At 63.0% G+C, this 24,155-nt stretch carries 18 protein-coding genes, 1 tRNA gene and 1 pseudogene; 13 read left to right on the top strand and 7 right to left on the bottom strand.

What is annotated here, in order from left to right; all coding sequences use genetic code 11:
- The first annotated feature begins 6 nt into the window (after window positions 1–6).
- The 8 genes and pseudogenes from ABID19_RS26210 (at window position 7) to ABID19_RS26175 (ending at window position 9,898) form a co-directional block, all read left to right on the top strand.
- Window positions 7–1,173 carry an ABC transporter substrate-binding protein gene (locus ABID19_RS26210; RefSeq protein WP_354493814.1) on the top strand — a complete coding sequence of 389 codons (1,167 nt, stop codon included), beginning with the start codon at window positions 7–9 and terminating at the stop codon, window positions 1,171–1,173.
- 4 nt (window positions 1,174–1,177) lie between these two features.
- Window positions 1,178–1,882: an ABC transporter ATP-binding protein gene (locus ABID19_RS26205; protein WP_354493813.1), complete on the top strand. Its 705-nt coding sequence runs from the start codon at window positions 1,178–1,180 to the stop codon at window positions 1,880–1,882.
- A gap of 3 nt (window positions 1,883–1,885) precedes the next feature.
- Complete coding sequence (locus ABID19_RS26200; RefSeq protein ID WP_354493812.1) at window positions 1,886–2,767, top strand: branched-chain amino acid ABC transporter permease; 882 nt, start codon at window positions 1,886–1,888, stop codon at window positions 2,765–2,767.
- A 4-nt stretch (window positions 2,768–2,771) separates the two neighbouring features.
- Complete coding sequence (locus ABID19_RS26195; protein WP_354493811.1) at window positions 2,772–3,401, top strand: FMN-binding negative transcriptional regulator; 630 nt, start codon at window positions 2,772–2,774, stop codon at window positions 3,399–3,401.
- Window positions 3,402–3,430: 29 nt separating this feature from the next.
- Window positions 3,431–4,498, top strand: a complete 1,068-nt coding sequence (locus ABID19_RS26190; RefSeq protein WP_354493810.1) for an ornithine cyclodeaminase — start codon at window positions 3,431–3,433, stop codon at window positions 4,496–4,498.
- 113 nt (window positions 4,499–4,611) lie between these two features.
- Window positions 4,612–8,421: a methionine synthase gene (metH, locus tag ABID19_RS26185; RefSeq protein ID WP_354493809.1), complete on the top strand. Its 3,810-nt coding sequence runs from the start codon at window positions 4,612–4,614 to the stop codon at window positions 8,419–8,421.
- Window positions 8,422–8,865: 444 nt separating this feature from the next.
- Window positions 8,866–9,123, top strand: coding sequence for a hypothetical protein (locus ABID19_RS26180; protein WP_354493808.1), 258 nt, complete (start codon window positions 8,866–8,868; stop codon window positions 9,121–9,123).
- Between the two features lie 539 nt (window positions 9,124–9,662).
- Window positions 9,663–9,898 (top strand): annotated as a pseudogene (locus ABID19_RS26175) (vitamin B12 dependent-methionine synthase activation domain-containing protein).
- A gap of 92 nt (window positions 9,899–9,990) precedes the next feature.
- On the opposite strand, the gene ABID19_RS26170 reads toward ABID19_RS26175, so the two are convergent.
- From ABID19_RS26170 to ABID19_RS26160, 3 genes are all read right to left on the bottom strand, one after another.
- Window positions 9,991–10,347, bottom strand: a complete 357-nt coding sequence (locus tag ABID19_RS26170; RefSeq protein ID WP_354493807.1) for a hypothetical protein — start codon at window positions 10,345–10,347, stop codon at window positions 9,991–9,993.
- Between the two features lie 206 nt (window positions 10,348–10,553).
- Window positions 10,554–10,627, bottom strand: a tRNA-Gln gene (locus tag ABID19_RS26165).
- A gap of 547 nt (window positions 10,628–11,174) precedes the next feature.
- Entirely contained in the window at window positions 11,175–12,107 is a 933-nt protein-coding gene (locus tag ABID19_RS26160; protein ID WP_354493806.1) for a lysylphosphatidylglycerol synthase domain-containing protein, read from the bottom strand.
- 288 nt (window positions 12,108–12,395) lie between these two features.
- Between ABID19_RS26160 and ABID19_RS26155 the strand changes: the two genes are divergently transcribed.
- Together ABID19_RS26155 and ABID19_RS26150 are read left to right on the top strand one after the other, a co-directional pair.
- Window positions 12,396–13,766: a Ppx/GppA phosphatase family protein gene (locus tag ABID19_RS26155; RefSeq protein WP_354493805.1), complete on the top strand. Its 1,371-nt coding sequence runs from the start codon at window positions 12,396–12,398 to the stop codon at window positions 13,764–13,766.
- 58 nt (window positions 13,767–13,824) lie between these two features.
- Window positions 13,825–14,535, top strand: a complete 711-nt coding sequence (locus ABID19_RS26150; RefSeq protein ID WP_354493804.1) for an RlmE family RNA methyltransferase — start codon at window positions 13,825–13,827, stop codon at window positions 14,533–14,535.
- Between the two features lie 221 nt (window positions 14,536–14,756).
- Here the strand turns inward: ABID19_RS26150 and ABID19_RS26145 are convergent, their stop codons facing one another.
- Window positions 14,757–16,175 carry a DHA2 family efflux MFS transporter permease subunit gene (locus ABID19_RS26145; protein ID WP_354493803.1) on the bottom strand — a complete coding sequence of 473 codons (1,419 nt, stop codon included), beginning with the start codon at window positions 16,173–16,175 and terminating at the stop codon, window positions 14,757–14,759.
- 483 nt (window positions 16,176–16,658) lie between these two features.
- Here ABID19_RS26145 and guaB point away from each other — a divergent pair, with 483 nt between their 5' ends.
- Complete coding sequence (guaB, locus tag ABID19_RS26140; RefSeq protein ID WP_354493802.1) at window positions 16,659–18,161, top strand: IMP dehydrogenase; 1,503 nt, start codon at window positions 16,659–16,661, stop codon at window positions 18,159–18,161.
- 25 nt (window positions 18,162–18,186) lie between these two features.
- Complete coding sequence (locus ABID19_RS26135) at window positions 18,187–18,732, top strand: hypothetical protein (protein WP_354493801.1); 546 nt, start codon at window positions 18,187–18,189, stop codon at window positions 18,730–18,732.
- 18 nt (window positions 18,733–18,750) lie between these two features.
- Here the strand turns inward: ABID19_RS26135 and rnd are convergent, their stop codons facing one another.
- From rnd to ABID19_RS26120, 3 genes are all read right to left on the bottom strand, one after another.
- Entirely contained in the window at window positions 18,751–19,902 is a 1,152-nt protein-coding gene (rnd, locus tag ABID19_RS26130) for a ribonuclease D (protein WP_354493800.1), read from the bottom strand.
- Between the two features lie 94 nt (window positions 19,903–19,996).
- Window positions 19,997–21,244, bottom strand: a complete 1,248-nt coding sequence (locus ABID19_RS26125) for an MFS transporter (RefSeq protein WP_354493799.1) — start codon at window positions 21,242–21,244, stop codon at window positions 19,997–19,999.
- Between the two features lie 163 nt (window positions 21,245–21,407).
- The gene (locus ABID19_RS26120) at window positions 21,408–21,914 is read right to left on the bottom strand and encodes a DUF3280 domain-containing protein (protein ID WP_354493798.1); all 507 of its coding nucleotides are present in this window, start codon (window positions 21,912–21,914) and stop codon (window positions 21,408–21,410) included.
- 262 nt (window positions 21,915–22,176) lie between these two features.
- Between ABID19_RS26120 and aspS the strand changes: the two genes are divergently transcribed.
- On the top strand, window positions 22,177–23,964 hold the full coding sequence (aspS, locus tag ABID19_RS26115; RefSeq protein WP_354493967.1) for an aspartate--tRNA ligase: 1,788 nt from the start codon (window positions 22,177–22,179) through the stop codon (window positions 23,962–23,964).
- Window positions 23,965–24,155: the final 191 nt, after the last annotated feature.

Here is a 24,155-nt window from a genome sequence, read left to right as displayed (position 1 = left end):
ACCGACATGCCAAAGCTTTATCGCCTTCACCGCGCCGCCCTCTATGCGGCCGTGTTCGGCATCGCCGCCATTTCGACCGCCAGCGCCGAGGAGATCATCATTGGTGCCGCAACCGCGCAGACCGGCGGCCTTGCTCCCTATGACCAGCCGGCACTTGCCGGCCTGCGCATGGCGCTGGACGAACTCAACGCCAAGGGCGGACTTGGCGGCAAATACACCGTCAAGCTGATGATCAAGGATACCCGCTCCGACACGGCGCAGACCGCTACCGTCGCCCAGGAGCTGATCGACGCCGGTGCCAAGATCATGATCACGCCGTGCGACGCCGATCCCTCGATCTCGGCCGGCCAGCTCACCCAGCCGCTCGGCATTCCGACATTGACGCTGTGCGGCTCCGCCCCGGTGCTTACCGCCGCGGTCGGCGACGTCATGTTCGGTACCTATCCGGCCGACAATGTACAGGCGACCGCGGTTGCCGACTTCGCCATCGCCGAGGGCAAGAAGAAGGTGTTTCTCTTGACCTCACCGGATGCCACCTACACCGCCAACCTGCCCGAATATTTCGGCAAGGTGTTTGAAAAGAAGGGCGGCGCTGTCGTCGGCCGCGGTACTTTCACCATGGGCCAGCCGGACTTTTCTGCCGAGATCACCAACATCAAGGGCCTCGCCGACCAGCCGGACCTGATCATGACGGCCGCTTATGAGCCTGATTTCCCGGCTTTTATCCAGCAATTGCGTGGCGCCGGCGTCACCATCCCGGTCTATGGCGCCGATGCTATCGACACGCCGACCATCAAGGGATTGGGCAAGCTGGTCGACGGCGTCGTCTACACGGCGGCCGGTTACGCCGAACCGGGCAGCAAGCTGGAGGCTTTCAACGCCGCCTTCACCAAGTTTGCCGGCCACGCGCCGGAATCGACCTATGAGGTGAATGGCTACGAGATCGGCCTGATCCTCGACCAGGCGGTCAAGACGGCCGGTTCCGACGACCCGAAGGCGATCCGCGACGCGATTGCCGGCCTCAAGGATTTTGAAGGCATCACCGGCAAGATCACCTATGCCGGCACCGATCGCATGCCGCTGAGGCCCGTGGCGCTGATGCGCTATGAGGGCGGCGAGGGCAAGCATATCAAGACCATGATTCCCGACGCAGCCGACGTGCCGGCGCCGTGACATCATGCTGAGCGTCGAGGCCCTGAAGATACGCTATGGCGAAGTCGAGGCGGTGCGCCGTGTCGACCTCGCCGTCGACAGCGGCGAGATCATCGCGCTGGTCGGCGCTAATGGCGCCGGCAAGAGCTCGACGCTCGGTGCCATCGCCGGGCTGGTTCCTGCAGTATCAGGCAAAGTGGTCTTCGACGGCGTCGACATCACTGGCATGGCGCCAGAGGCGATCGCCCGCAAGGGCGTCTCGCTGGTACCGGAGGGCCGGCGCATCTTCGCCGGCCTGACCGTGGCCGACAATCTGCGTCTCGGCGGCGCGATGCACCTGCCGGCGGTGGAGGCGAGGGCGCGCGAAGAGGAGATGCTGGAGCTGTTCCCGATCCTGCGGCGCTATCACCGCGTCAAGGGCGGCAATCTCTCCGGCGGCGAGCAGCAGATGCTGGCGATTGCCCGAGCGCTGATGGGCAAGCCGCGCATGGTGCTGCTCGACGAGCCGTCGCTCGGCCTTGCCCCGCAACTGATCGACACGGTCTTCGACCTGATCGCCGAACTGCGTCGCACCGGCCTGACCATCCTTCTGGTCGAACAGAACGTGGCGCTTGCGCTGGAGATCGCCGACCGCGCCATCGTGCTCGCCAATGGCGAGGTGGTGCTGTCGGGCACCGCTAGGGAACTCGCCAGTTCGGACCTCGTCCGCCAAGCCTATCTCGGAGCCTGAACCATGATCGCGCAGCAGATCATCAATGCGGTGAGCCTCGGCGGCGTCTATGCGCTGCTGGCGCTGGGGCTGGCGATCGTTTTTTCCATTGTCGGCCTGATCAACTTCGCTCATGGCGAGCTGATGACGCTGTCGGGCTATGCCTTGCTTGCCGCGCTGGTTTTCGGCCTGCCGTTTCCGGCGGCGGTGCTCGTCGCCGTGTCTTGCGGTGCGCTGGCAGCAGTTGCCATGGAGCGCGTTGCCTTTCGCCCGATGCGCGGCGCCAGCGTCACCAGCCTGCTTCTGACCAGCTTCGCTGTGTCCAGCCTGCTGAAGGTCGTCTTCCAGAACGGCATCTCGGCCCGGCCGCAGGCCGTCGCCATGCCAAGCTGGATGACCGGCGCCTTCTCGTTCGGCGACTTCACCATCGGCGTCGGCCCGAGCATCTCCATCGTCGTCTCGGCATTGGCGTTGATTGCGCTGGAACTTTTCCTGCGCCGCTCGGTGACCGGTACGGCGATGCGCGCCGCGGCCGAGGATTTCAATGTCGTGCGGCTCATGGGCATCCCGGCCAGCCGCATCATCGCCACCGCCTTCCTGCTGTCCGGCCTGCTGGCCGGGCTGGCGGCGATGCTGTGGGTGGCGCAGCGCGCCTCTGTCGATCCGCTGATGGGTTTCACGCCCGTGCTCAAGGCCTTCATCGCCGCCGTCGTCGGCGGGCTGGGCAGCCTGCCGGGCGCGGTGGCTGGCGGCTTCCTGCTCGGCATTATCGAAGTGCTACTGCAGGCGACGCTGCCGGCGGCCGTCGCACCCTATCGCGACGCCATCGTGCTGTCGGGCGTCATCGCCGTGCTGCTGGTGCGGCCGCAAGGTCTGATCCCGGCGGTTCGCGTGCAGAGAAGTTGAGCCCATGTATAGCAAGCCCGAGTTCGCACCGTTGTCCCTAGACGAGGTGTTCGGCCTGATCGAGGCGGCAGCCTTCGCCACGGTGGTGACATCAGGGCCGCAAGGGCTGGTCGCATCGCATCTGCCTATCGTGCTCGACCGCGACCGGGGAGCGAACGGCACGCTGGTGTCGCATCTTGCCAGGCAGAACCAGCACAGCGCGCTGATAGCAGGGGGCAGGGAGACGATCGCCATCTTCCACGGCCCGCATGGCTATATCTCGCCGTCCTGGTATCCGCGCAACCCGGTGCGCGACAGCGCGCCGACCTGGAATTTCGCCGTCGTCCACTGCCACGGCCGGCCGGTTCAGCTCGACGATCACGCCACCGCCCGTCATCTCTTGCAGCTCGTCGACGTGCTGGAAAAGGACCGCGACGACCGCTGGCGCATGCGCGAGCTCGGGCCGGGCGGCATGGAGCGGCGCATACCACACATACTCGGCTTCGACCTGCCGATCGAGCGGCTCGAGGCCAAGTTCAAGATGGGGCAGGACGAACGGCTCTACGACACCAATGCGGCGATTGGCATGCTGGAGCAGAGCGATCCGGCACTGGCGACGATGATGAAGGCGCACAACGCGCATCGCAAGGACTGACCGTCGCAGCAATGCGGGCAAGGACAAAAATGATTCCCAATCTCAACATCGTTCCCTTCGTCAGCGTCGACCACATGATGAAGCTGGTGCTGAATATCGGCGTCGAGCGGTTCCTCACCGAGCTCGCCTTCTATATCGAGGATGACTTCCGCCGCTGGCAGGCCTTCGACAAGTCGCCGCGCGTCGCCTCACACAGCGCCGAGGGCGTGATCGAGCTGATGCCGACCAGCGACGGCGAGGTCTATGGCTTCAAATATGTCAACGGCCACCCGAAGAACATGCGCGAAGGCCGCCAGACCGTGACCGCCTTCGGCATGCTCGCTGATGTCCACAACGGTTATCCCGTGCTGCTGTCGGAAATGACCATCCTGACCGCGCTGCGCACCGCGGCGATGTCGGCGCTGGCAGCGAAGCACCTGGCGCCGCCCGGCGCCGACTGCATGGCGCTGATCGGCAACGGCGCTCAGGCCGAATTCCAGGCGCTGGCCTTCAAGGCCTTGCTCGGTGTGCGCAAGTTGCGGTTCTTTGACATCGACCGTTCGGCGACGGAAAAATGCATCCGCAATCTGGCTGGCTTTGGCTTTGATATGGTCGCCTGTCGCTCTACCGAGGAAGCCGTCGAGGGGGCCGAGATCATCACCACCGTCACCGCCGACAAGCAGTATGCCACCATCCTCACCGACAACATGGTTGGCTCGGGCGTCCACATCAACGCGGTTGGCGGCGACTGCCCTGGGAAGACGGAACTGCATCGCGACATCCTGCTGCGCTCCGATATCTTCGTCGAATACCCGCCGCAGACGCGCATCGAGGGCGAGATCCAGCAGCTTGCGCCGGATCATCCAGTGACCGAGCTGTGGCAGGTCATCACCGGCGTGACTGAAGGCCGGCGCGACCCGGCCCAGATCACGCTGTTCGATTCTGTCGGCTTCGCCATCGAGGATTTCTCGGCGCTGCGCTATGTCAGGGATCAGTTGCGATCGACCGGCCTCTATCAGGAACTCGACATGCTGGCCGATCCCGACGAACCGCGCGACCTATTCGGCATGCTGCTGCGGGCTGCGGTGGTGGCGAACACAGGGCGGGTGGCGGTGTAGTGCCAGCAGGCACTGCCCCAGCGACAGGGGTGACAGCAGCAGCCGAATAGCGTATATTGACATAAAGATGTCTTTATGTGACTTAGGCGCGACTGTCGCGCCGAGGACGAAATATGTCGCAAAAACCATCATCGTTGGACGACCTGTTCGGCCCCGTCGCGGCCAAGCCCGACGGGTCGGAAGTCCTTGCGGCGCTGACGGCGGCGGCGCGCGAACGCATCCTCATACTCGACGGCGCCATGGGCACGCAGATCCAGGGCCTGGGTTTTGATGAGAACCACTTCCGTGGCGATAAATTCGCCGAGTGCGCCTGCCATCAGCAGGGCAACAACGACCTTTTGATCCTGACGCAGCCCAAGGCGATCGAAGAGATCCACTATCAGTACGCCATATCAGGCGCTGACATTCTTGAAACCAACACCTTCTCCTCAACCGCCATCGCCCAGGCGGATTACGGCATGGAGGACGCGGTCTATGCGTTGAACCGCGACGGTGCGCGGCTGGTGCGCCGGGCAGCGCTGCGGGCCGAGCAGGAGGACGGCAAGCGTCGGTTCGTCGCCGGTGCGCTGGGGCCGACCAACCGCACCGCCTCGATGTCGCCGGATGTCAACAACCCGGGCTACCGCGCCGTGACCTTCGACGAATTGCGCCTTGCCTATGGCGAGCAGCTGCGCGGTCTCATCGACGGCGGCGCCGACATCATCCTGATCGAGACCATTTTTGATACGCTGAACGCCAAGGCGGCGATTTTCGCTTGCAACAAGATCTTCATCGAAAAGGACGTGCACCTGCCGGTGATGATATCAGGCACGATCACCGACCTGTCCGGCCGCACGCTGTCCGGCCAGACGCCGACGGCCTTCTGGCATTCGGTTCGTCACGCCAACCCGTTCACGATAGGCCTCAATTGCGCGCTTGGCGCCAAAGCCATGCGCGCGCATCTGGACGAGATTTCGGGCGTCGCCAACACCTTTGTCTGTGCGTATCCGAATGCCGGCCTGCCCAATGAATTCGGCCAGTATGACGAGAGCCCGGAATTCATGGCCGCGCAGATCGAGGATTTCGCGCGCGACGGCCTGGTCAACATCGTCGGCGGCTGTTGCGGCTCGACGCCGGACCACATCCGCGCCATCGCACAGGCGGTGAAGAAATATCCGCCGCGCGCCATCCCCCACATCGAGCCGAAGATGCGCCTGTCGGGGCTCGAGCCGTTCACGCTGACCGACGAGATTCCGTTCGTCAATGTCGGCGAGCGCACCAATGTCACCGGCTCGGCCAAGTTCAGGAAGCTGATCACGGCGGGCGACTATGCCGCCGCGCTCGATGTCGCGCGCGACCAGGTCGCCAATGGCGCCCAGATCATCGACATCAACATGGACGAAGGCCTGATCGATTCGAAGCAGGCGATGGTCGAATATCTCAACCTGATCGCCGCCGAGCCTGACATCGCCCGCGTGCCCGTGATGATCGACAGCTCCAAATGGGAGATTATCGAAGCCGGCCTGAAATGCGTACAGGGCAAGCCGCTGGTCAACTCCATCTCGATGAAGGAGGGCGAGGACGCCTTTCTGCACCATGCGAAGCTCGTCCGCGCGTATGGCGCGGCGGTGGTCGTCATGGCCTTCGACGAGGACGGGCAGGCCGACACCAAGGCGCGCAAGGTCGAAATCTGCACCCGCGCCTACAAGCTTTTGACCGAGCAGGCCGGATTCCCGCCCGAGGACATCGTTTTCGATCCGAATATCTTCGCCATCGCCACCGGTATCGACGAGCACAACAATTACGGTGTCGATTTCATCGAGGCAGCCAGGCAGATCACCGCGACGCTGCCCCATGTCCACATATCGGGCGGTGTGTCGAACCTCTCCTTCTCGTTCCGCGGCAACGAGCCGGTGCGCGAGGCCATGCATGCCGTGTTCCTCTACCACGCCATCCAGGCCGGCATGGACATGGGCATCGTCAATGCCGGGCAGCTTGCCGTCTACGACACCATCGACCCGGAACTGCGCGAAGCCTGCGAAGATGTCGTCAACAACCGCCAGCCGAAGGGCGGCGGCACGGCGACCGAACGCATGCTGGAACTCGCCGAACGCTTCAAGGGCACGGCCGGCAAGGAGGCGCAGGAACGCGATCTGGCCTGGCGCGACTGGCCGGTCGAGCAGCGCATTTCGCACGCACTGGTCAACGGCATCACCGAATTCATCGACCAGGACACGGACGAAGCGCGACTTGCCGCCGAGCGTCCGTTGCATGTCATCGAAGGCCCGCTTATGGCCGGCATGAACATAGTCGGCGACCTGTTCGGCGCGGGAAAAATGTTCCTGCCGCAAGTGGTGAAATCCGCCCGCGTCATGAAGCAGGCCGTGGCCGGCCTGCTGCCGCACATGGAGGCGGAGAAGCTTGCGAACGCCGCCAACGGCGTCGACACCGGCGAGCGCCAGACCGCCGGAAAGATCCTGATGGCGACGGTCAAGGGCGATGTCCACGACATCGGCAAGAACATCGTCGGCGTGGTTCTGGCCTGCAACAATTACGAGATCATCGACCTTGGCGTCATGGTGCCGGCGGCGAAGATCCTGCAGACGGCGCGCGAGCAGCAGGTCGACATTATCGGCCTGTCCGGCTTGATCACGCCCTCGCTCGACGAGATGGCGCATATGGCCGCCGAGATGGAGCGCGAAGGCTTTGACATTCCGCTTCTGATCGGCGGCGCGACGACCAGCCGTGTGCATACGGCGGTCAAAATCCATCCGCGCTATTCGAAAGGCCAGACGGTCTACGTCACCGATGCCAGCCGCGCCGTCGGCGTGGTGTCGGCGCTTTTGTCGAACGAGACCAAGGGCGGCTATGTCGACAATGTTCGTGCCGAATACAAGAAGGTTGCCGATGCGCATGCGCGCAGCGAAGCCGATAAGCAGCGCCTGCCGCTCGCCAAGGCGCGGGCCAATGCCCACAGGATCGACTGGTCGGCCTACGAGCCGCCAAAACCGTCCTTCCTCGGCCTGAAAACCTTCGAGGACTGGGATCTGGCCGAGCTCGCCCGCTATATCGACTGGACGCCGTTCTTCCAGACCTGGGAGCTGAAGGGGCGCTACCCCAAAATCCTCGACGACGAGGCGCAAGGGCCGGCGGCACGCCAGCTCTTCGAGGACGCCCAGGCCATGCTGAAAAAAATCATCGCGGAAAAATGGTTCGCGCCGAAGGGCGTGATCGGCTTCTGGCCGGCGAATACCGTCGGCGACGACATCAGGCTGTTCACCGACGACGCGCGTTCGCAGGAGCTGGCGACCTTCTTCACGCTGCGCCAGCAGCTGACCAAGCGCGACGGCAAGGCGAACGTCGCGCTGTCGGATTTCGTAGCTCCCGCCGACAGCGGCAAGGCCGACTATCTCGGTGGCTTCATCGTCACCGCTGGCATCGAGGAAGTGGCGATCGCCGAGCGCTTCGAGCGGGCGAACGATGATTACTCGTCGATCATGGTCAAGGCACTGGCCGACCGTTTCGCCGAAGCCTTCGCCGAGCGCATGCACGAGAAGGTGCGCAAGGATTTTTGGGCCTATGCGCCCGACGAGAATCTGGCACCGGACGAGCTGATCGGCGAACCCTACCGCGGTATCCGCCCGGCGCCCGGCTATCCGGCGCAGCCCGATCACACCGAGAAAGCGACGCTCTTCCGTCTGCTCGACGGCGAGCGCAATGCGGGCGTCAGCCTGACCGAGAGTTTTGCGATGTGGCCGGGCTCTTCCGTCTCCGGCATCTACCTGTCGCATCCCGAAAGCTATTATTTCGGCGTCGCCAAGGTCGAACGCGACCAGGTCGAGGACTATGCGCGGCGCAAGGGCATGCCGCTTGTCGAGGTCGAGCGCTGGCTCGGGCCTATACTCAACTATGTGCCGGCGCAGGGGCTGGACGCGGCTGCGTGAGCAGCTTTGCCTGATTGCACGCTCGACATGCATAGACAGGACAAGCTGATTGGCACGTCGGCCAGTGCGATGAGCATATCGTGGCACTGCGTCTGATGGCGGCGGCAGCTTCGCTGGCCGGCCGTTTTCGCAAGAATGCCATCGCTTCGGCAACGCTGCCGATGTCTTTCACAAGCTATCCATCCTCGCGAGGTTCCCAAGGTCAGTCTAGCCGTTTCTTCCGGTCGAAACGTCGAGATGCGGCACCGTTGTCTGCGCCTTGTCCACCCTTTTTACGCCTTCGCTGAGCCTGAACGCCAAGGCGTAAGCGATCCGTAAGCGACGTCGGCTCAATGCTCCCTGGTAGCTGGGAAGCTTAAGGCACGAGCCTGAGAGCGGCAGCAACAGGTCGATCGGTGAGCCATCGACTGACATCTGATGAAAAGTAGAATGGAGGGTGAAACAATGGCGAAATTTTCTCCGGAAATACTTCAGGACATAGCAGCTTCAAGTCACACATACGATTCTTTTGGACGCGCCATAATTTCTCAAGTTCTGAGATCTATCGGGAAGGCAGACGGTCCACTTAACGAGCGTGTGGTTGACGCGCGCTTTTCTGTTCGTCCGATCGGTGGACCGGTCGATCTGGCACATTGCGTCGAAGTCACGGTGACCGTGGGTGACAACACTTACGTTTTTGCTGCATGCGTGGAACTGACCTGAGCGACGCTGTTCCCTAAATGCGGCGGTGTTTCTGGCTCGGCGGCCGAGGTTTGAAGCCGGCGATCTTGGGCAGCGCGAACGCACCGACAGCCCTCTACTTCAGGGGCTTGTCTATTTTACCGGGTTTCGGAACGTCAATGATGAAGAACGGTCCGAGCTAATTGAATCAGCTAAAATCTTAGATATCTGATGCAGAGTAAATGGAGGATAAAACATGGCAAAATTTGCTCCGGAAATACTTCAGGACATCGCAGCGTCCTGCCACACATACGATTCCTTGGGGCGCGCAATGGTTTCTCAAGTGCTGAGATCTATCGGGAAGGCAGAGGGGCCGCTTAACGAGCGTGTGGTTGACGCGCGCTTTTCTGTCCGCCCGATCAGTGGGCCTGTCGACCAGCCCCATTGCATCACAGTCGACATTCTTATCGGTGACACGCTCCACACGTACACCGCATGCATTGAGGTAACCTAAACTCCTCGCCGCGAGCCGTGGCCTACCGGCGCAGCCCGACCACACCGAGAAAGCGACGCTTTTCCGCCTGCTCGACGGTGAGCGCAACGCCGGCGTCAGCCTGACCGAGAGTTTTGGCCGGGCTCCTCGGTACCTGGCATCTACCTGTCGCATCCCGAGAGCGTGGCCAAGGTCGAACGCGACCAGGTCGAGGATTATGCGCGGCGCAAGAGGCATGGCGCTCACCGAGGTCGAGCGCTGGGCTCGGGCCTATCCTCAACTATGGGCCGGCGCTGGGGCTGGATGCGGCTGCGTAAGGGCTGAAACCGGCGCGTGCTCTACGTGCCGATGGGGCCGCGCGCCGTGTCCGGCATCTGCGCACCGCCTGCTGGCACCTTGTAGGCGCTCTACTTCGCTTAATCCGGTGCCATCTGGCAATTGGGGCCAACCCATTTGTTTGCCGAAGTATCGAGTTCATTGTCCATGTCAGACGCGCTGCATACAGGATAGCGATCATCACCGCGCCGGGTCATACTTAGGGACTTATACCGGCGAACGAGTGTATCGTGGTCTGGGGGCTGTTGGCCTTGTTGCTGCAATGAAAGCTTCATCATGCAATTGGCAAAAGCATCCGTGCCTTCTTCGAAGCCAAAGCCGGCACACTGCGCCTTGTTTGCCGCAGTTTGGGTTTGACCGGCATTCCCATTGTCCGTTGTGCAGCCCATCAAGGACCCGACGAGCATCAGAAATGCCATGAAGGGCAAAGCGCGCATTCCGTTCTTCCTTCGTCAATTTTGACTTTTTTGGACGATCTTATAAATGTCGCCCGGCCGCAACCCACGATAGCTGGAATCCCCCGCCAAGCGTCGCCGGGAGCGTTTCACAAGGACAAAAGTTCCGGTTTTATGCCCCGGAAAAGTGTTCCGGTTGCGATTTTTCAGTTTCGACTAAGCGATTGTTTTTATTGTGAAAAGAAGTTTGGCTGGGGAACCTGGATTCGAACCAGGACTAACGGAGTCAGAGTCCGTGGGTCTACCGTTAACCTATTCCCCAGCAGGCGCGGTTGAAGAACACCGCGCGGGCAGGGCGGCGATGTCGCCGCGCGTGCCTTGTAGCCGCCGCCGGAAAATAGTCAAGCCTGTGCCATGCTTCATTTGGGGCAATCGGGTCAGGTTTTTTGATGCGTCCCTCACCTTACACATCCCGGGGCGAGACAGTGAAAGCATTGGATCACTGCGCTCTTCGGCCACCGTAACGGCATGGATCCTAGGGTCTCCGCGACGTCGCTTCGCTCCTGCTCCGCCCTAGGATGACGAACGGAGTGTAGTTTCGGCCAATCTCTTGCGATTGCCGGCAACCGCCAATCTCCAAGGTTTGCGACCAGTGCCAATTTCCAACATTTGCGACTAGCCAAAAGCCAACACGTCTTCGTCATCCTAGGGCGGAGCAGGAGCGAAGCGACGTCGCGGAGACCCTAGGGTCCATGCCGTTACCTCTGAGCGTCGCAGCGTTGAACAGCAGGGGGCCGCGCCTCACTCAGCGTTGCGGCCCTCTTCCCCATTCTTCGCGCATCACCGCCTGAAGCGATTGCCCCGGCATCTCACTTCCCGCCCCGCCCAAGCTGCGAGTGCTCAAAATACAGCACGACGCCGAGCGCTATCAGCAGCGGGATGATCAGGTAGAACAGCCGGAACACCAGGAGTGCGGCCAGCACGCCGACAGGGTCCATGTGCGAGAGGCCGGCGAGGAACACGACCTCGAACACGCCGAGCCCGCCCGGCGCATGCGAGATCTGCGCGACCGAGAACGACACCAGGAAGACGCCGAGCACGACGAAATAGCCGGGATTGCCAGCTGCGGGCAGGGCGAAGAAGATGATCGCCGCCGCTGCCAGGAGCTCGATCGGGCCGATCAGCAATTGCCGCGCGACGATCGGCAGTGCCGGATAATGGACCTGAAAACTACCGATCTTAAGCGGCCTGAGATGCAGCCAGCTGCCGAAGACATAGGCCGCCACCAGCAGCAGCATGGCAACGCCCGCGGCAACCGCCAGACCATGGTGCGGTGCGCCGGAAAACCGGTCGATGATCTCCGGCTCGAAAACCAGCACGAGGCCGGAGACGAGGATCGTCGACAGCACGAAGGTGATCCAGCAGATCGCCACCAGGACGCCGACATCCTGCCCGCTGAGCCCCCTAGTGCCATAGGCGCGGTAGCGGATCACGGCGCCTGAAAATACCGAGCCGCCGATATTGTGCGACAGCGCGTAGGTGGTGAAGGAGCATAGGGTGACGAACAGCCAAGAAACTCGTTTGCCAATATGCAGGAGCGCGATGTGGTCGTAGCCGGCCAGCGACGCATAGGCGATGGCCGAGCTCAGCGCCGCGAGCACCCAGCCGCGGGCCGGGATGGCGACGATGCCGTCCCAGACGTCGTCGAGTGAAATGCCGCGCAGCTCATGTAGCAGCAGCCACAGCGAGAAGACGACCGCCGCAATGCCGACGACTGGCCAGAAATAGCGCCTCCAATTCATCGTGCGACGATCATGCGTTGCAGCCCGTTGCCCTTTCCGGTTCGCGTCAGGAAAACTGTCCGCAATTCCGGACGTTCCATCCACGCCATTTCAGAAATGCCTTATTGAAGCCGGCTATTCAACCGCGAAGGCGCGGCTCTTCTGCCGCCACTTCATGCCGACGGGAAAATTCGGCTCCGGTGCTCTTGGTGATCCGGCCCGGCGCTGCTAATCTGGCGGCAACTTAGAACATTTGACAGCGCCTGCTGCGTCCGGTTTCCGGTTCGCGCGGCGCCGGAAGGAACTGAAGTGGAAGACCACGACACCGGCGCCGGCGCGCCGGAAGTGGGCGTGTCCAGGGCCTCGCCGCCGCCATCCGGTCAGGCAAGCCCACCCGCCAGCCGGCAGAATGGCCGTCCGGTGCAGGCTTGGTCCGGCCAGGCAGGCGACACGTCCCAGCACCAGAATGGCCAGCAGAAGGCCAAGACCAGGAAGCGGCGCAAACGCCGGCGCGGCCGCAAGGTTTTTGTGCGCGATGACGCCCAGCTCGCAGCGGCCGGACTGTCGGCGCCTGTTGCCACCGGCGCTCCAGCCAGTCATCCGCCCGAAGCGATCGTCGTGTTGCCTTCAACCCCGCAGGCAAGGCCGGAGCAGGGCATTCGCCGCCCGCCGGCGCAGGAACTGCCGGTGTTTGCCGCACTTGACCTCGGAACCAACAATTGCCGGCTGCTGGTGGCAGTGCCGACGCGCCACGGCCAGTTTCGCGTCATCGACGCTTTCTCGCGCATCGTCAGGCTGGGCGAGGGCCTTACCGCCAATGGCCGGCTCGGGCAGCCGGCGATGGACCGTGCGGTCGAGGCACTGAAGATCTGCGGCGACAAGTTGCGCAGCCGCAAGATCAGGAAGGCCCGGCTGATCGCCACCGAAGCCTGCCGCACGGCCGCGAACGGCGCCGAGTTCCTCGACCGTGTCGAGCGCGAGGCGGGGCTGAAGCTCGAGATCATCGACCGCCAGACCGAGGCGCGGCTGGCGGTTTCGGGCTGCGGCTCGCTGGTCGACCGCGACACGCAAGGCGTCGTGCTGTTCGATATCGGCGGCGGCTCCTCGGAAATCGCGCTGATCGATCTCACCGGCCACCGCTCGCCGAGGCTCGCCAACCATATCGTCTCCTGGACGTCGCTGCCGGTCGGCGTGGTTTCGCTGGCCGAGCGCTTCGGCGGCCGCACCGTCACCCGCGAGACCTTTGCCGCCATGGTCGAGGATGTGGCCGTGCGCCTGCACGCCTTTGACGGGCGCGACCGGCTGAGCCATGTGCTCGCCAGCCCGAAATTCCACCTGCTCGGCACCTCGGGCACGGTGACGACGCTGGCCGGCGTTCACCTTGATCTGGAACGCTACGACCGCCGCCGGGTCGACGGGCTGTGGATGGACCGCGACAGCGTCGACCGCATGGTCGAAAAGCTGGTCGGCTGGGACTTTCAGCAGCGCGTCGCCAACCCTTGCATAGGCGCCGATCGCGCCGATCTGGTGCTGGCCGGCTGCGCCATCCTGGAAGCGATCCGTGCGGTGTGGCCGTCGGAGCGGCTGCGCGTCGCCGACCGCGGCCTGCGCGAGGGCATATTGAGCGAATTGATGGCCGACGACGGGGTCTGGCGCAACAGTGGGCGTGGCAGAGCATGATCCCGAAAAGTGGCAACCGGTTTTCGGAAAAGATCATGCTCAAACAAGTAATTAAGCAATGACCAAGAAACCGCAAAAACCAGGCTCTGCCGGCATTCGCGTGCTGAAGACGCGGATCAAGAAGAAAAGCGGCCTGAAGGAATCGTCGCGCCGCTGGCTGCAGCGCCACATCAACGATCCTTACGTCCAGCGCTCCAAGGCCGATGGCTACCGCTCGCGCGCGGCCTACAAGCTGATCGAGATCGACGACAAGCACCATCTGCTCAAGCCCGGCATGAAGGTCATCGACCTTGGCGCGGCGCCCGGCGGCTGGTGCCAGGTCGCCGCCGCGCGCACGAAGTCGACGGCCGAACATCCGCATGTCGTCGGCATCGACTATCTCGAAATGGATGCGGTCCCGGGCGCGCCGGTGCTGTTGATGGATTTTCTCGATCCGCAGGCGCCGGAAAAGCTCGCCGAAACGCTGGGTGGCCAACCGGACATCGTTTTATCCGACATGGCGGCGCCGACCACCGGTCACAAGCGGACCGACCACATCCGCACCATGCATCTGTGCGAGGTGGCGGCCGACTTCGCCCTGTCGGTGCTCAAGCCGGGCGGCCATTTCCTCGCCAAGACTTTTCAGGGCGGCGCCGAAAACGAGCTGCTCTCGAGGCTCAAGCAGAATTTCCGCTCAGTCCATCACGTCAAGCCGCCGGCCTCGCGCGATGAGTCAGTGGAGCTTTATTTGCTGGCGAAGGATTTTAAGGGCGGAAGCGGCGCAGCGTAAAACCGCCCCGTAGCGATCCTTCGCGCCCCCCTCTGTCCCGCCGGACATCTCCCCCACGAGGGGGGAGATTGGCAGGCTCATCGGTCGCACCTTCTTCTTCAACTTTGGCGATTGGCGAAAGCCGGGGTGACGGCCGATCTCCCCCATGTGGGGGAGATGTCCGGCAGGACAGAGGGGGGCGCTGTCCCGCCTTGACCAAAAGGTTCTGTCCCGCCACCTCCTCAACTCCCCGGTGGGCCTACCTCCAGCGCCTTGGGCGCGGTCAGCCCGCCATATCCCGACACGGCGTTGCCGGCGTCCGGCGCCAGCCGCATGAACGACAGCGATGCGGCCGCCGATACGGCCGCGACGATGAAGAACGCGATGTGGAAGTCGCTCAGCGTCAGCGGCCCGCCATGGATTGTCGTCGACACTTCCAGGATGCCGCCGGCCAGCGCCACGCCGAGCGCGATCGACAATTGCTGGAAGACCGCGGCGATCGGTGTTGCCCTGCTGGTGTCGGCGGTCGAGATCTCGGCATAGGCGAGCGCGTTGATGCCGGTGAAGAACATCGAGCGGATGAAGCCGCCGACGAGCAGGGCGGTGAGGATCAGCAGATAGGGTGTCTCCGGCGTGAACAGCCCGTTGATGGCGATCGTCGCCGCCGCGATCAGCGAGCCGAAGATCAGCACGCGGCGGAACCCGGCGACCCTGAAGATCAGCGCCGTGACAAATTTCATGCCGATGGCGCCGATCGCCGCCACGAAGGTGATCATTCCCGATTGGAACGGCGTCAGCCCGAAGCCGATCTGGAACATCAGCGGCAAAAGGAACGGCACGGCGCCGATGCCGATGCGAAACAGTCCGCCGCCGAGGACCGAGGCGCGGAACACCTGGTTGCGAAACAGCTCGAGCGCTAGCAGCGGGTTCCTGGCGCGGCGCGCATGCAGAAGGTAAAGCACGGCCGACACCAGCCCGACCGCCACGGTAAGGAAGCCGGCAATCGGCGGCAAGGCGGGCAGGCTGACCACCGACAGGCCGAACACGATGCCCGATGCCGCCAGCCCGCTCAGCACGAAGCCGATGAAGTCGAGCGGCGGCGTTTGCGCCGCTTCGGTTTCCGGCAGGAAACGCGTGGCCAGCCAGATGCCGATCAGCCCGATCGGCACATTGATCAGGAAGATCCAGTGCCAGGTGAAATAGGTGGTGATGAAACCGCCGACCGGCGGGCCGACGAGCGGCCCGACCAGCGCCGGAATGCTCAGCCAGGACATCGCCGCGACGAGCTCGCTTTTCGGCGTGGCGCGCACCAGCACAAGGCGTCCCACGGGCGTCATCATGGCGCCGCCAATGCCTTGCAGGAAGCGCGACATCACGAAATCCGTCAGCGAATTGGACACGGCGCAAGCAACCGAGCCGACGATGAACACGGCGATCGCCGCGCGAAACACGTTCTTGGCGCCAAAGCGGTCGGCCATCCAGCCGCTGATCGGAATGAACACCGCCAGCGACACCAGATATGCGGTCAGCGCCAGCTTGAGTGCGACCGGGCTGGTCTGCAGGTCGATGGCGATCGCCGGCAGCGAGGTCGCGATGACGGTCGAATCCATGTTCTCCATAAAAAGGGCGACCGCCAGGATAAGCGGAATGGTGCGGTTCATGGAGCCCGTCCGGATTTGAATGTTCGCCGCAGTTTGCTTGCCAGTCCCTCGGGGGCAAAGGGGCAAGCCGACACGCAGGGCGGTTACCACGGGTCAGGTCGGATGTCGCCTTAATTTGCCGTCACATTTGCGCGACGCTTGGCAGACGTGCCGGTTCGGAGCCCTGCGGAGAATGCCGACCAAATAAAAACCCGCCTCGGCGGCGGGTCGATGGCGCAAATCAGCACCATGAATAAATTCCTAGCATAAGTGCCGTCACAAAGCAAGGCCAGATGTGCTAATCACTTCAGCAAAAGCTGGCGCCCCTGCAATTCTCAACGTCGGCACCGCTCTCGTCGCCCTGCCTATCCTGCCATGCACAACCAATCGGCTTTTCATCGGCGACGGGACGTGTTACGAGCCAGCGCCAATCCTGAAAGGGAAGAAGACGAGTCGGCGCTGTCCATCCGGTCCAGCGCTTTTCATGCATTCCGAGGGCTGGCCATGGCAAAAATTATCGAAACGTCCACGGGCGCGTTGGCGCTGACCTTTGACGACGTGCTGCTGCAGCCGGGTCATTCCGAGGTCATGCCCGGCGAAACCGATATCCGCACCCGCATCGCCGGCGACATCGACCTCAACGTGCCGATCCTCTCCGCCGCCATGGACACCGTCACCGAGGCGCGCCTCGCCATCGCCATGGCCCAGGCCGGCGGCATCGGCGTCATCCACCGCAATTTCTCGCCGGCCGAACAGGCCGAACAGGTGCGGCAAGTGAAGAAATTCGAATCCGGCATGGTGGTCAACCCCGTCACCATCGGCCCCGATGCGACGCTCGCCGACGCTTTGGGCCTGATGCGCACCTACAGCATCTCGGGGATTCCCGTGGTCGAGAATGGCGGCGCCGGCGGGCATACGGTCGGCCGGCTGGTCGGCATCCTGACCAATCGCGACGTGCGCTTCGCCTCCGATCCGGGGCAAAAGGTCTACGAGCTGATGACCCGTGAGAACCTGATCACGGTCAAGGAGAACGTCGATCAGGACGAAGCCAAGCGGCTCCTGCACCAGCACCGCATCGAAAAGCTGGTCGTGGTCGATAGCGACGGCAATTGCGTCGGGCTGATCACCGTCAAGGACATCGAGAAGTCGCAGCTCAACCCGCACGCCACCAAGGACGTGCAGGGGCGCTTGCGCGCGGCGGCGGCCACCAGCGTCGGCGATGACGGTTTCGAGCGCGCCGAGCGCCTCATCGACGCCGGCGTCGACCTTCTGGTGATCGACACCGCACACGGCCACTCGCAACGTGTTCTGGATGCGGTGACGCGGGCCAAGAAGCTCTCCAATTCGGTCCGCATCCTGGCCGGCAACGTCGCCACGTCAGAAGGCACGCTGGCGCTGATCGATGCCGGTGCCGATGCGGTCAAGGTCGGCATCGGGCCGGGTTCCATCTGCACCACCCGCATCGTCGCCGGCGTCGGCGTGCCGCAGCTTTCGGCAATCATGTCGGCGGTCGAGACGGCGCAGAAATCGGGCGTCTCGGTCATTGCCGATGGCGGCATCAAATATTCCGGCGATCTCGCCAAGGCGCTTGCCGCCGGCGCCAGTGCCGCCATGATCGGTTCGCTGCTGGCCGGCACCGACGAGAGCCCGGGCGAAGTCTACCTGCACCAGGGCCGCTCGTTCAAAGCCTATCGCGGCATGGGCTCGGTCGGCGCCATGGCTCGCGGCTCAGCCGATCGATACTTCCAGGCCGAGGTGCGTGACACGCTGAAACTTGTGCCGGAAGGCATTGAAGGGCAGGTGCCCTACAAAGGACCCGTATCCGGCGTACTGCACCAGCTTGCGGGCGGCCTGAAAGCCGCTATGGGTTATGTCGGCGGTCGCGACCTTGCCGATTTCCGCGACCGCGCCACCTTTGTACGCATATCCAACGCCGGACTTCGTGAAAGCCACGCCCATGACGTCACGATCACCCGCGAAAGCCCGAATTACCCCGGCGGAGCCTGACCAGCTTGCGCGAAGCCTGGCGGCAATGATGCTTCGGCTGTCGCGCCACGCTGCAGCACTTTGTTTTGCCTGCGTGGCGGTTTTCATCGCCATGACGGCGATGGAGTTCCTCTATTTCCGCCAGTTGAGTGGTGGCCTGCCGTCGCTCGATATGCGCTGGACCGGTTTCACCCCGGATGAGGGCATGGCTTGGCTGACGGCGCTCGGCCGGCGCGGCAGCGAGATCATTCTGGTCTGGCACTATCTGACCTTCGACCTCTTGTTCCCGGCGCTGCTGTCGCTGACATTGGTCAGCCTGATCCTGGCCACGGGACGGCGGCTGAAGAATTTTCGGGCGCTGCCCGCGCAGCTCCAGTCGCTGTTCGCGCTTGTCCTGGTGCTGCCCTATACGCTTGCTGATTATGCGCAGAACTTCGCGGTCGCCCGCCTGCTCTCGGATTTCCTGTCGGCCAATCCGGATTCGCTGTCCTTAGCCTCGGCGCTGATCGTCACCAAATTCGCGCTCCTGGCGATACCGGTGATCGTCATCGCGGTTTTTCTTCTGGCGGGGCAGAAACAGCGCCGAGCTTAGAGCCAAACAGGCTGAAGCCTACAAATCGAACACTGCGATCTTGCGCTTGTCGAACTTGATCGCGATCTCGCCGCGCACCAGTTTGAGGGCGGCCTCGCCGAACACGGCGCGTCGCCAGCCTTGCAGGGCCGGCACGTCGGCGTCCTCGCCCTCGGCGGCGATGCGGTCGATGTCGTCGCTCGAGGCCAGCACTTTCGAAGCGACGCCCTCCTTTTCAGCGACGATCCGCAACAGCACTTTCAGCAGTTCCGCGGCGGCATTGGAGCCTTCGGGCGGCTGAAAGCTTTTCGGCAGCTTCGGCATGCTCTCCCTCGGCAAGGCAAGCGCTGTGTTGACGGCGCCGAGCAGCGCCGTTGCCGTCACTGAACGCTCCCAGCCTTTCGGCGTGGTGCGCAGCTTGCCGAGTGCTGCCGCATCGCGCGGCGCCTGCTGGGCTATCTCGTAGATGGCGTCGTCCTTGAGCACCCGGCCGCGCGGCACGTCGCGTTCGCGCGCCTCGCGCTCGCGCCATGCCGCAACCGCTTGCACGATCGCCAGCTCCTGCGGCTTGCGCAGCCGCATCTTCAGCCGCTTCCAGGCGTCCTCCGGATGCGGATCGTAGGTTTCGCGCGCGGTCAGCACCTCCATCTCCTCGTTCAGCCAGTGGGCGCGGTTTTCCCGCACCAGCTCGGCGCTGAGGTGCTGGTAGACCTCGATCAGGTGGGTGACATCGGCAAGCGCGTAGTCGAGCTGCTTGTCGGAAAGCGGCCGATGACGCCAGTCGGTGAAACGCGAGGACTTGTCGAGCCGAGCGCCGGTGATCTTCTGGACGAGCTGGTCATAGGAGACGCTGTCGCCGAAGCCGCAAACCATCGCCGCCACCTGGGTGTCGAACACCGGATGCGGAACCAGATCGCCGAGATGAACGATGATTTCGATGTCCTGGCGCGCCGCATGGAAGACTTTGACGACGGCCTCGTTGGCCATCAGCCTGAAGAACGGCTTCAGGTCGATATCGGGTGACAGCGGATCGATCAGCGCCGTCACGCCAGGCGAAGCCATCTGGATCAAGCAGAGGATCGGCCAAAAGGTCGTCTCGCGAATGAACTCGGTGTCGACGGTGACGAAATCCGACTTTTCGAACGCGGCAACAGCGGTCTCGAGTTCTTCTTGGGTGGTGATGACGTGCATCAAATCGCTTTTGGCAAAGGGTAAGGTCTCCTTCAATTTCAGCCGCGCGGGCTTTCGTCAAGCCGCAGCCCCGGGTTCAAGGCATATGGGGCCGTCATCGGTGCTTTCCGGGCCCGTCGGAATCGTCGTTGCGTTTGGCCAGCCGGGCGAAAACCGTCGATGTGCGCAACAGGCCGATGAAACGGCTGCGTTTGCCCGCCGGAACGCCGGATCGCGCCTGCATCCGGTACACGATGACGACGACAAAAATGGCGTAGACGATGGCGGTGAACACGAACAGCGCGCTTGGCCCGAAATACTGCATCGCCGTCGAGGCGGCGAACGGCCCGCCAATAGCGCCGAAGGAATAGAACAGCATCAGCGCCGCGTTGATCAGCACGAACTCGCCCTTGTCGGCACGGTCGTTGGAGTGCGCCGCCGACAGCGAGTAGAGCGGCATGGCAAAGCAGCCGAAAATGAAGACCGTCACGAAGTTAAGGGTAGGGTCGCTGCGCACCCAGAACACCAGTGCCAGCGACGCAAGCAGCGCGCAGCACGTCGTTATCAGCAGCACGTAACGCCGGTCCCAGCGGTCGGATAGGTAGCCGAGCGGATACTGGATGATGGCGCCGCCGAAGATGCCGACGCTGACGAAGGTGACGACGTCGGTGACCGACATGCCGATCTGTTCGGCATAGACCGGCGACAATGTGCGGAAGGCGCTGTTGGTGACGCCGACGGCGATGCAGCCGAAGCAGCCGAGCGGCGAAATCCGCCAGACGCGGGCCAGGTCGAGCTTGACGTCTTCCGGTGGGGTCGGGTTGGAGCGGTCGCCGAGCGACACCGGCACCAGCGAGAGCGTGATCATGATCGACATGATGGCGAAGATCGCGAAACCGCCGGCGCCGAAGATCGGGATCAGGAACTGTGCGCCTGTGACCGAACCGATGTCGACCATCCGGTAGATGGCCAGCACCCGTGCGCGGTCCTTGTTGGCGACCCCGGAATTGAGCCAGGCTTCCATGATCGTGAACAGGCCGGCGAAGCAGAATCCGCCGGCAAAGCGCACCGCGCACCACATGACCGGATCGACGACCAGCACCAGAAGCAATGTTCCCGCCGAAGCGATCGCCGCCAGCGCGGAAAAGGCGCGCACGTGGCCGACCGCCTTCATGATACGGGTGACGGCGAGGCAGCCGAGCAGGAAGCCGGCGAAATAGAACGTGCCCATCAGGCCGATGGTCGAGGCCGAAAACCCTTCCTGGGCGCCGCGCAGTGCGATCAAGGTGCTTTGTAACCCATTGCCGCCGAGCAGGATGCCGGCGGCAATAAGAAGCGGGATCAGCGGGCGCATGGATGACATGAAGGAAGGCCTGTCGTTGATCCTTCTTGAACCATCGTCCGCGCCAATGCCAGCGGCAATTCCCGGCGATTAGCGGGCCAGCACCGGCAATCAGTTTCTCAGCTTGAGTTTTGGCTTGGGAGCGGTCTTTCGCACTCCCGAGGGCGCACTGGGTGGATGTCCCCTACCGCAGAATTCTGTTTGTCATCAGCCATTTCACCGAGCGGGGCCACGCGTAGTTCGGACCCATGCGAAGATCGGTAAAGCCTTGCAAAACAGGTTTCCCGGTTTCGGCGTCAAGAATGCGAATGAACATGGTGTGCTCTGTTCGATTGACGCGCGTTACGACGCCGAGCAAGGCAAGAGACGCGCCGTGCTCCTTGGCAATTTTGCCTTCACAGCCTCCGCAGTTGCGCAATCCGTGCGGCGCACCCGGCTGCTCGCCCTTCGCTGGCACATCGACGATTGTGAAACGCCCGGACTTGGAGAGCATGTCCTTCGCCATCTGTGCCGACTCGGACAGATAGCGCTTATCGTGTTCGTCAGGAGGAATTATCCCCGCCCCAGCGCTCTTGTCCTCCAATTCGAAAGGAAATACCTCGATTGATGCCGGCTTTGTCTGCTGGGCGTGGGCAAATGTGCAGGTGCCGACAAGCAGCGTCATCAGGACAGTCAATGTGCGAATGCGCATGGTAGTCCTCCCATCAATGTGACGGCTGTCACTGTACACGGCTTGACCACGCTAATCACGAACAAAGCAGAAGAAATGCTACGCTTTGGCTGTTACGTGGACTTTTCATGCAGCCTCGCTCGAAAGCCGAAGTCCAACCAGAGATGCCTGCCCTAGCGCCGTCCGCCTTGACAAAGGCGGCCTCTCATGTGCTTTTCGCGCAAATTTTCGGGCCAGGCCATCATGCCTTGGCCGCAATCAACATCCGGACTTACCAATGACAATGCATCGTTACCGCAGCCATACCTGTGCCCAATTGAGGAAGAGCGACGTCGGCTCTTCGGTTCGCCTGTCGGGCTGGGTTCATCGCGTTCGCGACCATGGCGGCCTGCTCTTTATCGATTTGCGCGACCACTATGGCTTGACACAGATCGTCGCCGATCCGGATTCGCCGGCCTTCAAGGTTGCCGAGACGGTGCGCGGCGAATGGGTCATCCGCGTCGACGGCGAGGTCAAGGCGCGCTTGGCTGAGACCGCCAACGCCAATTTGCCGACCGGCGAGATCGAGGTTTTCGCACGCGAGATCGAAGTGCTGTCGGTGGCCAAGGAACTGCCGCTGCCGGTGTTTGGCGAACCGGATTATCCCGAGGATATCCGCCTCAAATACCGCTTCCTCGATCTGCGCCGCGACACGCTGCACAAGAACATCGTGGCACGCACGAAAATCATCGCCGAGATGCGCAAGCGCATGGGCGAGGTCGGCTTCACCGAATTCTCGACGCCGATCCTGACCGCCTCGTCGCCTGAGGGCGCACGCGACTTCCTGGTGCCGTCGCGTATCCATCCCGGCACCTTCTACGCGCTGCCGCAGGCGCCGCAGCAATACAAGCAGCTGATCATGGTGTCGGGCTTCGATCGTTACTTCCAGATCGCGCCCTGCTTCCGCGACGAGGACCCGCGCGCCGACCGTCTGCCGGGCGAGTTCTATCAGCTCGACCTGGAAATGAGCTTCGTCGAGCAGGACGATGTCCTGTCGACGATGGAACCGGTCATGCGCGGGGTGTTCGAGACGTTCGCCAACGGCAAACCGGTGACGCAGGAATTTCCGCGCATCGCCTACGACGTCGCCATGCGCAAATACGGCACCGACAAGCCGGACCTGCGCAACCCGATCGAGATGCAGGCCGTCTCCGATCATTTCCGCGATTCGGGCTTCAAGGTGTTCGCCAACATTCTTGCCAACGACCCGAAGGCTGAGGTCTGGGCCATTCCGGCAAAAACCGGCGGCAGCCGTGCTTTCTGCGACCGTATGAATTCCTGGGCGCAAGGCGAGGGCCAGCCCGGTCTCGGCTACATCTTCTGGCGCAAGGAAGGCGAGAAGCTCGAAGGGGCGGGGCCGCTGGCCAAGAACATTGGCGAGGAGCGCACCGAAGCGATCCGTCTGCAACTCGGTCTTGTCGATGGCGATGCTGCCTTCTTCGTCGCCGGCGACCCGAAGAAATTCGTGTCCTTCGCGGGTGCGGCACGCACCCGCGCCGGCGAGGAGCTGAACCTTGTCGACCGCGAGCGCTTCGAACTGTGCTGGATCGTCGACTTCCCCTTCTTCGAATGGAACGAGGACGAGAAGAAGATCGATTTCGCCCACAACCCGTTTTCGATGCCGCAAGGCGGCATCGAGGCGCTCAAGGGCGATGATCTGCTCGGCATCAAGGCATTCCAGTACGACATGGTCTGCAACGGCTTCGAGATCGCTTCCGGCGGCATCCGCAACCATTTGCCCGAGACCATGGTCAAGGCATTTGAGACTGTCGGGCTGGATCGCGAAACGGTCGAGGAGCGCTTCGGTGGCCTCTACCGGGCTTTCCAGTATGGCGCGCCGCCGCATGGCGGCATGGCGGCCGGCATCGACCGCGTCGTCATGCTGCTGGTCGGCGCCAAAAACCTGCGCGAGGTGACGATGTTCCCGATGAACCAGCAGGCCTATGATCTGTTGATGAGCGCGCCGTCGGAAGCCAGCCCGCAACAGCTTCGCGAATTGTCGCTGCGCGTCGTGGTGACCAAGAAAGACTGACGGCAGCGTTGCAACGGCCCTTTCTCCCCATCTCTATACGGGGAGAAATGTCCGGCAGGACAATGAGGGGCAGCGCGGATGCAGGCGATTGGCGAACGGCCCTAGCAACTGACGCCTTCTGACAGGCAATCGGTTCGGGCATTGAAATGCAATTTGCAGGCGTCGGCGCTGCCCCTCATCCGCCTGCCGGC

Origin of the sequence: Mesorhizobium robiniae (assembly GCF_040545535.1) — a bacterium.
Lineage (GTDB): Bacteria > Pseudomonadota > Alphaproteobacteria > Rhizobiales > Rhizobiaceae > Mesorhizobium > Mesorhizobium robiniae.
The sequence above is the reverse complement of the archived record's forward strand: the minus strand, read 5'-3'. Positions and strand labels throughout refer to the sequence as shown.